The organism is Paenibacillus sp. FSL H8-0168 (assembly GCF_038592955.1).
Lineage (GTDB): Bacteria > Bacillota > Bacilli > Paenibacillales > Paenibacillaceae > Paenibacillus > Paenibacillus polymyxa_B.
Map to the genome: position 1 here is coordinate 987,082 of NZ_CP151948.1, position 14,004 is coordinate 1,001,085.

8 protein-coding genes and 1 pseudogene are annotated in these 14,004 nt (G+C 39.0%); 8 read left to right on the top strand and 1 reads right to left on the bottom strand.

Translation table 11 applies throughout. The features are described from left to right. Positions 1 to 178: 178 nt before the first annotated feature. The 8 genes and pseudogenes from rlmD (at position 179) to MHI21_RS04585 (ending at position 12,248) form a co-directional block, all read left to right on the top strand. Positions 179 to 1,993 (top strand): 23S rRNA (uracil(1939)-C(5))-methyltransferase RlmD, encoded by a 1,815-nt coding sequence (rlmD, locus tag MHI21_RS04550; RefSeq protein WP_342419521.1) that lies wholly within the window; start codon positions 179 to 181, stop codon positions 1,991 to 1,993. A 737-nt stretch (positions 1,994 to 2,730) separates the two neighbouring features. Next, complete coding sequence (locus MHI21_RS04555; protein WP_342419522.1) at positions 2,731 to 4,278, top strand: type I restriction-modification system subunit M; 1,548 nt, start codon at positions 2,731 to 2,733, stop codon at positions 4,276 to 4,278. Then, positions 4,275 to 5,480: a restriction endonuclease subunit S gene (locus MHI21_RS04560; protein WP_342419523.1), complete on the top strand. Its 1,206-nt coding sequence runs from the start codon at positions 4,275 to 4,277 to the stop codon at positions 5,478 to 5,480. Before MHI21_RS04555 ends, MHI21_RS04560 begins: the two co-directional genes overlap by 4 nt. Position 5,481: 1 nt before the next feature. Beyond that, positions 5,482 to 6,678 (top strand): AAA family ATPase, encoded by a 1,197-nt coding sequence (locus MHI21_RS04565; protein ID WP_342419524.1) that lies wholly within the window; start codon positions 5,482 to 5,484, stop codon positions 6,676 to 6,678. A 38-nt stretch (positions 6,679 to 6,716) separates the two neighbouring features. After that, a complete protein-coding gene (locus MHI21_RS04570) occupies positions 6,717 to 9,815 on the top strand; it encodes a type I restriction endonuclease subunit R (protein ID WP_342419525.1) in 3,099 nt (1,032 codons plus the stop codon). A gap of 14 nt (positions 9,816 to 9,829) precedes the next feature. Continuing rightward, a pseudogene (locus MHI21_RS04575) lies at positions 9,830 to 10,309 on the top strand (N-6 DNA methylase); the annotation flags it as partial. A gap of 325 nt (positions 10,310 to 10,634) precedes the next feature. Then, positions 10,635 to 11,612, top strand: coding sequence for a tRNA-dihydrouridine synthase (locus MHI21_RS04580; protein ID WP_342419526.1), 978 nt, complete (start codon positions 10,635 to 10,637; stop codon positions 11,610 to 11,612). A gap of 66 nt (positions 11,613 to 11,678) precedes the next feature. After that, on the top strand, positions 11,679 to 12,248 hold the full coding sequence (locus MHI21_RS04585) for a hypothetical protein (RefSeq protein WP_342419527.1): 570 nt from the start codon (positions 11,679 to 11,681) through the stop codon (positions 12,246 to 12,248). Between the two features lie 197 nt (positions 12,249 to 12,445). Here the strand turns inward: MHI21_RS04585 and MHI21_RS04590 are convergent, their stop codons facing one another. Continuing rightward, positions 12,446 to 13,873, bottom strand: coding sequence for an aminotransferase class I/II-fold pyridoxal phosphate-dependent enzyme (locus MHI21_RS04590; protein ID WP_342419528.1), 1,428 nt, complete (start codon positions 13,871 to 13,873; stop codon positions 12,446 to 12,448). Positions 13,874 to 14,004 lie beyond the last annotated feature (131 nt).

Sequence of the window (14,004 nt, forward strand, 5' to 3'; positions counted from 1 at the left end):
ATATAGTATACGGAATGCAGAATAGGTAGTTGTTTTTTGTGAACATATTGGTTCTTGCCGTTCTCCGAGGGGAGTAACGGCATTTTCGAGTTGATATTTGTATGTTTAGATAACCGTTCAAAATAGACGTCCGAAAGAAAATATTGCATAAAAAGAAGATCAGAAAGAAGTGACAATCATGACGAATAACCGTAGCGGACGTGGAAAAAGCCGCCGGAATGCAGCATCAGCAACTCCTGTTCAAGGAAACCAGCACAAAAAGACTATGAAGGCGACAAGAGAGAGAGAACCGGAGCAGTCTCGGGTTAGAGCTGGAAATGGGCTGCTTCAAGCTGAAATCAAACATAAAAATGGAAATGCGAATGAAAATATGAATGATTCGAATCGGAAGAAGAGAAAGAACGGACAAGATTCTCGTCGCTCTTCCAGAGGTGGGCGGAGTCAGGAAGCTTCCAATCATATCCGATCCAGTGCAGAGCGTACCGATCTGCCTGTGCAAAAGAACGATGAGGCCGTGATAGACATCATCGGCATGAACCACGATGGCGAGGGTGTAGGACGTGTCGAGGGTTTTACGCTGTTCGTTCCAGGTGCGTTACCGGGTGAAAAGGTTCGAGTAAAGGTGTTAAAAACGAAAAAGCAGTATGGGTATGCCAAGCTGCTGGATATTGCGCAGGCTAGCCCTGACCGGATTGCAGCTCCGTGCGCCATCTACGATCAATGCGGTGGCTGCCAGATCCAGCATATGAGCTACGAAGCGCAGCTTAGCTGGAAGCGACAGCATGTCGTGGACGTGCTGGAGCGTATCGGGAAGCTGAGTGTGGCTACAGAGCCCAGTGAGCATACTGCACAGGTTTTGGCTGCTTCTGCGGATACAAATGGTGAGGCCGATACAGTCACGATTTCTGATTCGGCCATGAATGCGGATGGAAATGCTGATAGCATGTCGCGTGTACATGGCGTAGTCGTGCATCCTACACTCGGTATGAGTGAGCCTTGGCGATACCGCAACAAAGCCCAGGTGCCGATTGGTGTCACCGAGGGTGGGCTTGTCGGCGGTTTCTATGCACGTGGCAGCCATCGAATTGTGGATATGAACACCTGTCTCATTCAGGATGAGCGTAATGACGAAGTTGTCGCACGTGTGAAAGAGATTGGCCGAATGCTGGGCATCAGTGCATATAATGAAGAAACCGGACGCGGGCTGCTGCGCCATGTCGTTGTAAAGACTGCTTTTCGCACGGGTGAAATGATGCTGGTGCTCGTGACGAATGGGCGAGATATTCCGCATGCAGATGCGTGGATCGGCAGTATCCGTGAGCATATCCCACACGTGGCAAGCATATGCCAGAACGTGAATACGAAGCGAACGAACGTTATTTTTGGCGACGAGACTCGTGTACTGTGGGGACGTGATGTGATCTACGACTACATTGGAAACGTACAGTTTGCGATTTCCGCAAGATCCTTTTATCAGGTGAATCCCGTACAAACAGAAGTGCTGTATGGCAAAACCGTCGAATATGCCGGGCTCACGGGCAAAGAAACGGTAATTGATGCGTATTGCGGCATCGGCACGATCTCTTTGTTTCTCGCTCAGCATGCGGACCAGGTGTATGGGGTGGAGATCGTCAAAGAAGCCATCGACGATGCACGAAGTAATGCGCTGTTGAACGAAATGCGCAATGTGAAATTTGAGGTAGGCGCGTCCGAGGACGTCATTCCTGCATGGAAAGAGCAAGGCATCACCGCCGACGTTATCGTCGTCGATCCGCCCCGTAAGGGCTGTGATCCACGCCTGCTCGACACCATTCTGGAGATGAAGCCAGAGCGTGTGGTGTATGTATCCTGTAATCCAAGCACACTGGCGCGGGATTTAAGGATACTGGAGGATGGCGGTTATAAAACAGTGGAAGTACAGCCCGTGGATATGTTCCCGCATACGGTACATGTGGAGAGTGTGGCATTGCTGGAATGGTGGGGTTTGGAATAAGTGAATGTTTGAGTTGGGGACGGATTGGGGACGCGTCTGATTTTGTATTCTTACTTGTTTCTTGGATTAGTATTTTGATAAGTAAAAATTGAACTTATGAGCAAGAATTAGGGATTCGCATATATCTGGTAATTCTATAAGAGCTTTGCACTCCGCTGAATAAAAAAGAAAGTACAACCGGCTAGCCTTTAATACTGAAGACTTTTACGCTTAAACTCGTGCGTTGGCAGTTTTGCTCTAACTTACGCTTTTCATTAAAATGCCTTGCACTCAGGTAAAGTCATGAACCACTCGCTAAAGCATAAGGGGCTATTCGTTTTAAATTGCCGTGCATGCATCTTTGGTTGTAAAACTTTATTTAGTCATCCAATGACGAATACTCGCGTCGGCGAAATAGGTTGTACTCCCAAATGCTGTGGAATTACTAAGCGTTTTGCCTTGTTTTAAGTAGGACGTAGCATCCCGCGTCCAAGGTTTTTTGGAGCATTTCGCAGATCCATGGCAGCTGTACACAACGGCTCTCATTAGCAGCCCACAATCGAACGGCCGAAGACATCTCGTTTCATTTGGTATAATAAATTCGAATGGAATTCTCTATTCTACTTAGGGAACCCAAGAGATAATAGATGTACAAGAAGAAAATATTAAGATAAGCGTCAAGAAAAGCAGAAAAAACAGAGCAAACTCGGACTTTCGGAGTTTCGCGAGTGCTCATTGTAAAAATCGGAGGTATACAAATGTCAAGTGCAGTACAACGTGCAGGATTACAATCTCAAATCTGGAAAATAGCCAATGATGTTCGTGGATCTGTAGATGGATGGGATTTTAAGCAATATGTTTTAGGAACGCTATTTTATCGTTTCATTAGCGAGAATTTTTCTAGCTATATTGAAGCAGGAGACGAAAGCATTAAGTATGCAGATCTTCCTGATGATATTATAACGAAAGAAATCAAAGAGGATGCCATTAAGACAAAAGGTTATTTCATAAATCCTAGTCAGCTGTTTGCTAATATTGCAAAAACCGCCAATACAAATGAAAGTTTGAATACAGATTTAGCTACTATATTCTCTGCTATTGAAAGTTCAGCAAATGGTTATCCTTCTGAATTGGATATTAAAGGGTTATTTGCTGATTTTGATACTACAAGCAATAGATTGGGGAATACTGTAAAAGATAAAAATTATCGTTTAGCAGCTGTGATTAAAGGTGTTGAAGGTCTTGATTTTGGAAAATTTGAAAATAATCATATTGATCTTTTTGGTGATGCTTATGAGTTTTTAATTTCTAATTATGCTGCCAATGCAGGAAAATCTGGAGGAGAATTCTTTACACCGCAATGTGTGTCTAAGCTTATTGCTCAATTAGCAATACACAACCAAACAACCATTAATAAAATTTATGACCCTGCAGCTGGTTCTGGTTCACTTTTATTACAAGCAAAAAAACAGTTTGATGCTCATATTATTGAAGATGGTTTTTATGGACAGGAGATCAACCATACGACTTATAACCTTGCTCGTATGAATATGTTTTTACACAATATAAACTACGATAAGTTTAATATTGTTTTAGGGAATACTCTTTTAAATCCTCACTTTGGTGATGAAAAACCTTTTGATGCTATAGTATCTAATCCACCGTATTCAGTAAAATGGATTGGAAGCGAAGACCCAACTCTTATTAATGATGAAAGATTTGCCCCTGCAGGAGTATTAGCCCCAAAATCTAAAGCCGATTTTGCTTTTGTGCTTCACGCTCTTAGTTATCTTTCCAGTAAAGGGCGTGCTGCTATAGTTTGTTTCCCTGGTATATTTTACCGTGGTGGTGCAGAGCAAAAAATTAGAAAGTATCTGATTGATAATAACTTTGTTGAAACGGTTATTTCATTAGCACCTAACCTTTTTTATGGGACTTCAATAGCGGTTAATATCTTGGTTCTTTCTAAGCATAAAACCGATAATAAAACTCAGTTTATTGATGCAAGTGGAGTAGATTTCTATAAAAAAGAAACGAATAATAACATACTTACAGATGAACACATTGAGCAAATTATGAAAATGTTTGACAGCAAAGAAGATGTTGACCATGTTGCAAAATCCGTTGATTATGATGCAATCGTTCAAAATAATTACAACCTATCTGTGAGTTCCTATGTGGAAGCAAAAGACACAAGGGAAGTCATTGATATAAATGAGCTGAATGCAAAAATAAAAACGACTGTAGCAAAGATAGACCAACTTCGTGCTGAAATTGATGACATTATTGAGGGGATTGAATCATGATTAAGCCGAACTTTATAGAGAAATTGCTTGACGGGGGTGAGGTGGAATGGAAGCCTTTGGGGGGAGTATTTGATATTTTGGCTGGTGGTGATGTACCGAAAGATGCTTTATCTGATATAAAAACAAAAGAATTCAACATCCCTATCTTATCTAATGGTATAGATGATAAAGCTTTGTATGGATGGACTAATAAAGCAAAAATAGATAACCCAAGCCTGACTATATCTGCACGTGGCACAATAGGCTGGACGAGCTTTAGAGAAAAACCGTTTTTTCCAATAGTTCGTTTGCTGGTGTTAACGCCAAAGATTGAATTAAATTTAAAGTATGCCTATCACTTTATGAAAATGATTGAGAACGATTATAAAGTCCCAGAAGCTGGCATACCACAACTTACAAAGCCTATGATAAAAGATATAGAACTTCCAATTCCATGCCCAGAAAATCTAGCAAAATCCCTTCAAATCCAAACCGAAATCGTCCGTATTTTGGACGCCTTCTCAGAGCTTACAGCAGAGCTAACAGCAGAGCTTACAGCTCGTAAAAAGCAATATGAGTATTATCGTGATAAGTTGTTGACTTTTGGAGAGGGTGAAGTTGAGTGGAAGACGTTAGGGGATGTGGGTGAATTTACTCGAGGCAAGAGATTTGTAAAAACCGACATGCTTTCAGAGGGGTTCCCATGTATTCATTATGGTGAAATGTATACGCATTATAATATCTGGGCAGAAAAGACAAAATCGTTTGTTAGTCATGATCTAGCTTCAAAGCTAAGAGTTGCAGATCATGGTGATGTGGTAATTGTTGCTGCTGGAGAAACAATTGAAGATATTGGGAAAGGTACTGCTTGGCTTGGCAATACGGGAGTTGTTATTCATGATGCTTGTTTTTCATATAGAAGTTCTTTGAATCCCAAGTATGTTTCATACTTTTTACGCACCAAGCACTTTCATGACCAAATTAAGAAATATATATCTTCGGGGAAAATCTCGGCGATTAATGCGAACGGTTTGAGTAAAGCAAAAATCCCCATCCCACCCCTTGAAGAACAAGCCCGCATCGTATCTATCCTCGATAGATTCGATGCATTGACATCATCAATTACCGAGGGTTTACCTCGTGAAATAGAGTTGCGTCAAAAACAATACGAATATTACCGTAATATGCTTCTTAGCTTTCCAAAAGAGGAGGTAGAGGCGTAATATGGGTGTTTCATTAACTGATATTGCACAAACGTTGAAAGATGCCAAACATAAAACTAAAGCTAAAGATGCGAGAGAGTCTGATGTAACAGTTCAGTTGATTTATGCTTTTAATGGAACTGGTAAAACTAGGCTTTCACGGGAATTCAAATCGTTAGTGCTACCGAAATCAGATGGGGATACGGAGTTAGAAGTATCGGAAGTGGTTGGTAGAAAATACCTTTATTATAATGCTTTTACGGAAGATTTATTTTATTGGGATAATGACTTAGAAAATGATGCTGAACCAAAACTTAAAATCCATCCTAATTCTTTTACAAGATGGATCTTTGAAGAGCAGGGGCAAGATAGAAATATTATTTCTAATTTCCAACATTATACCGATGAAAAATTAACGCCACATTTTAATGAAGAATATTCTATTAAAGATAAGGATGGGAATAATGTAACCGTAGGAGCCTTTTCAGAAATAACCTTTTCATATGAGCGTGGTAATGATGAGCGTTCCAATAACATTAAAATTTCAAAAGGAGAAGAGAGTAACTTTGTATGGTGTGTTTTTTATTCTCTGCTTGAACAAGTTATTGATGTATTAAATGTAGCTGAACCAAGTGAGAGAGAAACAAATCAGTTTGATCAGCTGGAATATGTATTCATAGATGACCCTGTAAGTTCATTAGATGATAATCGCTTGATTGAATTAGCGGTAAATTTGGCACACTTGATTAAGTCAAGTCAGTCATACCTTAAATTTATTATAACCACACATAATCCTTTATTTTATAATGTGCTGCATAATGAGTTTAAAAAGGGTACATTTAAAAAATATTTTCTTAAAAAAAATGAAGATGGAGAATATGATTTGGTTTCCCAAAGCAATGATTCTCCTTTTTCCTATCATCTTTTCTTAAAAACCGAAATTGAAAAAGCGATTGAAACAGGTCAGTTAAAGAAGTATCATTTTAATTTCTTTAGAAATATTTTGGAGAAAACATCAACATTTTTAGGTTATGACAACTGGGGAGAACTTCTACCTAAAGACACAAATGGGAATATTAATCCTTATGAGACAAGAATTATTAATATATCAAGTCATTCAAAGCATTCAGGAGACGAGATGGTTGAATTGACAGACGATGATAGACGTGTAATAAAGTATTTAATGAATAACATTAAAGAAATGTATCGATTTAAATAAGATGAAAGAAAAGAAATTTTATATAGGGGGGGAAATGAATGAGCGATTTTAAACCCATCGCAGAATCAAACAACTTTATAGTTTTGGATAAATATACCAAGATAGATCAACAAGGGGGTGGCTATCAAACAGAAGCTGATTTAGAACGAGAACTCATTCAAGATTTAGTAAATCAAGGTTATGAACATCTACCAAGTTTAACCACTCCTGAAAAAATGCTTGCTAATGTCCGAGTGCAACTGCAAAACCTTAATAATGTACAATTTTCAGAAGCTGAATGGTTTAGATTTTGTGAACAGTTTTTAGATAAACCCAGTGATAACCATATTGATAAAACACGTAAAATTCATAATGATTACATCTATGACTTTGTCTTTGATGATGGGCATATTCAAAACATCTACTTAGTGGACAAAAAGAATATTGCCAATAATAAAGTGCAAGTCATTTCCCAATTTGAACAAAAAGGAACGCAAGCCAACAGATATGATGTTACCCTTTTAGTCAATGGCTTACCTTTAGTACAAGTAGAGCTTAAAAAACGTGGGATTGCCATTCGTGAAGCCTTTAATCAGGTTCATCGATATAGTAAAGAGAGTTTTAATTCAGAAAACTCTCTGTTTAAATATTTACAGATTTTCGTGGTTTCTAATGGGACAGATAGCCGTTATTTTGCTAATACGACTAAACGTGATAAAAACAGTTTTGATTTTACTATGAATTGGGCTAGATCAGATAATACCCTGATTAAAGATTTAAAAGATTTCACAGCTACATTTTTTCAAAAAAATACTTTACTGAATATACTACTGAAATATTCCGTTTTTGATGCGAGCGATAACCTGCTGATTATGCGTCCTTATCAAATTGCTGCTACAGAAAGGATTTTATGGAAAATAGAAAGTTCAAACCTGGCCAAAAATTGGAGAAACACTGAAAGTGGCGGATATATTTGGCATACAACAGGTTCTGGGAAAACGCTTACGAGTTTTAAAGCAGCTCGTTTGGCTACTGAACTGGATTTTATAGATAAAGTATTTTTTGTGGTGGATAGGAAAGACCTAGATTTTCAGACGATGAAAGAGTATCAACGTTTCTCTCCTGATAGTGTGAATGGTTCAGAAAGTACCGCTGGATTAAAGCGTAACATTGAGAAAGATGATAATAAAATTATAGTGACAACGATTCAAAAACTGAATAACCTGATTAAGAGCGAAACAGAGTTACCTATATATAATAAGCAAGTGGTATTTATTTTTGATGAAGCCCACCGTTCACAATTTGGTGAAGCTCAAAAAAATATCAATAAAAAGTTTAAGAAGTTCTATCAATTTGGATTTACAGGTACACCTATTTTCCCAGAAAATGCGTTAGGTTCTGAAACGACTGCTTCTGTCTTTGGTCGAGAGTTACACTCTTATGTAATTACGGATGCCATTAGAGATGAAAAAGTTTTAAAGTTCAAAGTAGATTATAACGATGTACGTCCCAAGTTCAAAACGATTGAAACAGAAAAGGACGAGAAAAAGCTATCTGCAGCAGAAAATAAAGAAGCTTTACTGCATCCTGAACGAATCAAAGAGATTTCCCAATATATTCTTAATAATTTTAGAGTAAAAACCCATCGTCTAAACGCGAATGGAAAAGGATTTAACGCCATGTTTGCTGTGAGTAGTGTTGACGCAGCCAAACTCTACTATGAATCATTAAATAACTTACAAAAAGGAAGTAATAAACCCCTTAAGATTGCGACAATCTTCTCCTTTGCAGCTAATGAAGAGCAAAATGCTATAGGTGAAATTGTAGATGAAACATTTGAACCTTCAGCAATGGATAGCAGTGCAAAAGAGTTTTTAAGTTCAGCGATTAAAGACTATAATGCTATGTTTAAAACCAATTACGGCGTAGAAAGTAAGGAATTTCAAAATTATTATCGTGACCTTGCTAAACGAGTAAAAGACAAAGAGATCGATTTATTGATTGTTGTAGGCATGTTTTTAACCGGGTTCGATGCTCCTACATTAAATACTTTATTTGTTGATAAAAATCTCAGGTATCATGGTTTGATGCAAGCCTTTTCGAGAACAAATCGTATCTATGATGCAACTAAAACCTTTGGAAATATCATTACGTTTAGAGATTTAGAACAAGCCACTATAGATGCTATTACTCTTTTCGGGGATACAAACACTAAAAATGTGGTGCTGGAAAAAAGCTACAAAGAGTATATGGAAGGGTTTACTGATATCGCAACGGGGGAAGCCCGGCGTGGTTATGTAGACGTAGTAAAAGAGCTGCAAGAACGTTTTCCTGATGTTGAAGATATTTCTACTGAAAAAGATAAGAAAGAGTTTGCCAAGCTTTTTGGTGAATATTTGCGTGTTGAAAATATTTTGCAGAATTATGATGAGTTTTCAAGTCTAAAAGCTTTACAAACAGTAGATCTCAATGACTCTGAGGCTTTGGAAAATTTTAAATCTACTCACTATATGGGTGATGAAGATATAGCTGCCATGCAAGAAATTAATGTACCAGAAGAAAGAACGATTCAAGATTATCGTTCATCCTATAATGATATTCGTGATTGGCTTCGTCGTGAGAAAAACGGAAAACAAAAAGACAATTCCTCAATTGATTGGGATGATGTTGTCTTTGAAGTGGATCTTCTAAAATCCCAAGAGATCAATTTAGATTATATTCTTGAACTTATTTTTGAAAATAACAAAAAAATAAAAGATAAAGAATCGTTGGTTGAAGAGGTACGTCGTTTAATTCGTTCTAGTGTGGGGAACCGTGCGAAAGAAAGTTTAGTAGTCGATTTTATCAATCAAACAGATTTAGACAATATTCAAGATAAAGCAAGTATTATTGATGCTTTCTTCTCATTTGCTCAAAAGGAGCAAAAACGTGAAGCAGAAGAATTGATTAATACTGAAAATCTTAATGAAGAGGCTGCAAAAAGATATATTTTCAATTCATTGAAAAAAGAATATGCTAGTGAAAATGGAACGGAGCTTAATGAAATTCTTCCTAAAATGAGTCCTCTTAATCCTCAGTATTTAACAAAAAAGCAGAGCGTTTTTCAGAAAATCTCTGTCTTTGTAGATAAATTTAAGGGAGTAGGTGGAAATATTTAATAAATCTAAAATAGTATGGTGTCTTGTTCCGTGGTGCAGCAGAAGGTGCGATTCGCCAAACGATCATTGAGAAAAACTACCTTGATACAGTTATAGGCTTACCTGCTAACTTGTTTTACGGTGTATCCATCCCAACTACGATTTTAGTATTCAAGAAAAATCGCAAAATAAAAGACATCTTGTTTATTGATGCAAGCAATGAGTTTGAAAAAGGTAAAAATCAAAACAAACTTACTGATAAAAACATTAATAAGATTATTGAAACGTACCGAAATCGTGTAGATGTTGATAAATATGCTCACGTGGCATCACTTGAAGAAATCAAAGAAAACGAGTTTAACTTAAATATTCCTCGCTACGTGGATACGTCTAAAGAAGAGCAAGTCATTGACCTTGCCGAAGTGAGTAAGCTTTTAGAGCAAGATAAACAAGAAATCGCTGAACTTGAAGCCAAAATTAATGAACAGCTGAAAATTTTGGGTATTCATGTGTAGAAATTGACGAAAAGGGTCAAGGATATTATTCCTCGGCTCTTTTTTTAAGCCATTCGCTTGGGAACGGCGTAGGCTGGGGGAAGTTATGCCGTGCAGTATTTCTATGAACTGCGGCGCTCTTCCTTTTTTTGCGAGTCTTTTGGGGAGTCTGCTCCTCTATTGGGTATGATATACTCATTTAGATGTCTATGCTTAACATATACTGCCGTTTGAACTACGTTGCTTAAACATGTTTTATGTGAAGAAGAAGCAAGGACATGAACAGGTTAGCTTTACCATTTTGGGACCAAAGATTTGTCTTGGTATTTATAGAGGAGTTTTTGATATGACGAATAATTTTTGGCGTGATTTGCCACGACCTTTTTTTATACTGGCACCGATGGAAGATGTGACGGATGTTGTGTTTCGCCATGTCGTAAGTGAAGCAGCCAGACCGGATGTGTTTTTTACGGAGTTTGCGAATACAGAGAGTTATTGTCACCCGGAGGGGAACAAAAGTGTACGCGGGCGTTTGACTTTTACAGCGGATGAACAGCCCATGGTGGCCCATATCTGGGGAGATAAGCCAGAATACTTTCGTGAAATGAGCATTGGTATGGCGAAAGAAGGCTTCAAAGGCATCGATATTAATATGGGTTGTCCCGTAGCGAATGTAGCTCAGAATGGGAAGGGAAGCGGCCTGATCTGCCGTCCCGAAATCGCAGCGGATATCATTCAGGCCGCCAAAGCCGGGGGACTGCCCGTCAGTGTAAAAACAAGGCTCGGTTTCACTGCCGTAGATGAATGGCGCGACTGGTTGACCCATATTTTGAAACAAGACATTGTGAATTTGTCCATTCATCTGCGGACAAGAGAGGAAATGAGCAAAGTAGACGCTCACTGGGAACTGATTCCGGAGATTAAGAAACTTCGTGATGAGATGGCACCAGATACACTGCTGACCATTAACGGAGATATTCCGGACCGTCAGACCGGCTTGAAGCTCGCTGAGCAATATGGTGTGGATGGCATTATGATTGGGCGTGGTATTTTCCAGAATCCATTTGCGTTTGAGAAGGAGCCGAAGGAACACAGCAGTGAGGAATTGCTTGAACTGCTGCGGCTTCATCTAGATCTCCATGATCATTATTCAGCGCAGGAGCCACGTTCGTTCAGCCCTCTCGCCCGCTTCTTCAAAATATATGTCCGTGGATTCCGAGGGGCAAGTGAACTCAGAAACAGCTTAATGAACGCCAAATCAACAAGTGAAGTGCGTACATTGCTTGATGAGTTTGGAAGCAAGGAACATGATGAGGTAGAGTAACGTGGAAATTAAATTGCCAAGTTGGGGAACGGGCTGTTAGTAGGCATTGAAAACATAGGAGGGTATATGTCCTGGAGTAAATTGAAGCAACAACTGGAGAGCTTCCGCTGTCCTGCGTTAGACGGAAGGGTCGAATACCGAGCGACCAGTTACCGTTATTTGCCTGATAAGTCTGGAATTTGTTATATAACTGTAGATAAGAAGAACATACTCAATATGAATGATATCACTAGTCCAATCAAATGGTATCAGACGGAGTTGGAAATCAAGAATGATCCAGATATCCAAGTTCCTATCAGCAATGAAGAAATTGAAGCGGTTAGAAAAGATACTAATGGGAACGTTCCCGAGGAGCGTCTACAAGTAATTGCAAGAGGTAGAAAAATATCAGAACATGCAAAGGAGCTTTTGTCAGCACAGGCCTCATTAAGCAAGTCTAATTTTAATGTTGTAGCTAATAAGTTTTTAACTACTTCTATAGAGGACAGCTTAGAGAGTAATGATATCTTATTGAATATTCTAGCTTTAGTGGACAGACGAGTAGGAAAAAAGCGAATTTTAAACATGACCGAGAAGATGAAGTTAAAGCATCCCAGTGTGCAGTATTTTTATGAACTACGGCGTAGTACGTTATGAAAATAAATAACTTCCATTGATGGAGGCACGTCGTTTTAGGATTGAGTGCTGTTCATTGTTACTGTATTACACAATGGCAAATAGTTTGGAAGATGTACAGGAAAAAAGTTAAGAGGGGCGGCATGCCCCTCTTATTTGTGTGATGCTGATCGTTTTCGCTTATTTACAGAAATCTTAGCAATTCTTTTCATAATTTTTCATCGTAAAAAGGCTTTTCTCTCATTCAATGAGCGTGCTATATTCGATAAAAGCTGAATTGTATTCCTTATCTCATGTTCCGTAGTGTCTGGGTGAATTGCACAGATTCGGAGAACAGTTTTTCCATTAAGTTGTGTCGTAAGCACAGAGGCGTATCCGTTTGTCATCATTTCTTGTGAGATCCTTTTATTGAGTGAATCTAATTCTTGCTCAGATAATCCAGTTGGCGCATATCGAAAATTAACAATCGCTAACTGTGCGGGGGATACAATTTCCCAATGATGATGTTTTTTGATTTCATCATCAGCCCATTCTGCGAGTTGAACTCCATGCTCTATGGCTTCACCGACAGCATTAGTTCCTAAAGCTTGTAGTGTCACCCATAGTTTCAAACTTCGAGCAGGACGCGTTAATTCAGGGCCCAGATCCCAATAATTCATATGTTCCTCATTAGTCTCGGCATCTTTCAAATATTCTGGATGAGTGCTGAAGCAGTTTCTAAGCTGTTGATTTTCTTTGGCTAAAACTACGCTACAGGAGTATGTCTGCATTAACCATTTATGTGCATCCCAGGTGATGCTATCTGAACGCGATATCCCGCTCAAAAGGGGCTTATATTTCGAAGAAGCCAAAATCGACGCACCGTAAGCTCCATCCACGTGTAACCAAATGTTATGTTTTTCACATAGGTCAGCAATTTCGTTTAACGGGTCAATGCTTCCCGTATTGGTTGTGCCTGCCGTGGCAATGATCGCAAAAGGCTTCATGCCAGCCGCCTGATCATCCATTACTTTTTTTTCTAAGGCTGAAACATCCATACGAAAATTTTTATCACTTGGAATCTTTCTGATTTGATCACCACGGAATCCGAGGATGCGTAACCCTTTGGCGACCGATGAATGAGTTTGATCTGAAACATAAGCAGTACCAATGGCATATTCCTGCTCGGATAACCTTGCATTGCGTGCAGCCGCTAAAGCGGTCAAATTCGACAGCGATCCGCCCGACAGAAATAAGCCTCCAGCAGTATTGGGATATCCTGCTTGGTCACACATCCACCGGATCACTTCCCCCTCTAAAAGGCTTGCGCTTGAACTCAGCATCCAGCTTCCGGCATGGGTATTATAAGCGCTGGTCATGATATCTCCTAACCACGAGTAAAGAGACATTGGACCAGGAACCAATGCGAAAAAGCGAGGGTGTTGCATGAAGGTTTGGTGAGGATAGACGTTTTTCCTCATTTCATCGACGACCTCTTGTATCGGTCTTCCTTTTTTCGGAAAACCAATTCCCCTTAAATGAGCTATTGTATCCCCATCTGCAGTGTTGATTACTTTTCGGGATCGAATATTGTTATTTTCTGCAATATATGAATGTACGAACTGTTCAATAATCTCACCTAATTGCTGATTTGGTTCTTGATTCATTATAAGCATCTCCTTTGCTTAACTTCAATCAAGTATAATATAACATCTGTTGTCATTTTGTGAGATTCACCGATTTCATCATTACGTTTATTTTTAGGCACTTGGCTATTACATAAATTAATTTTCAAGGT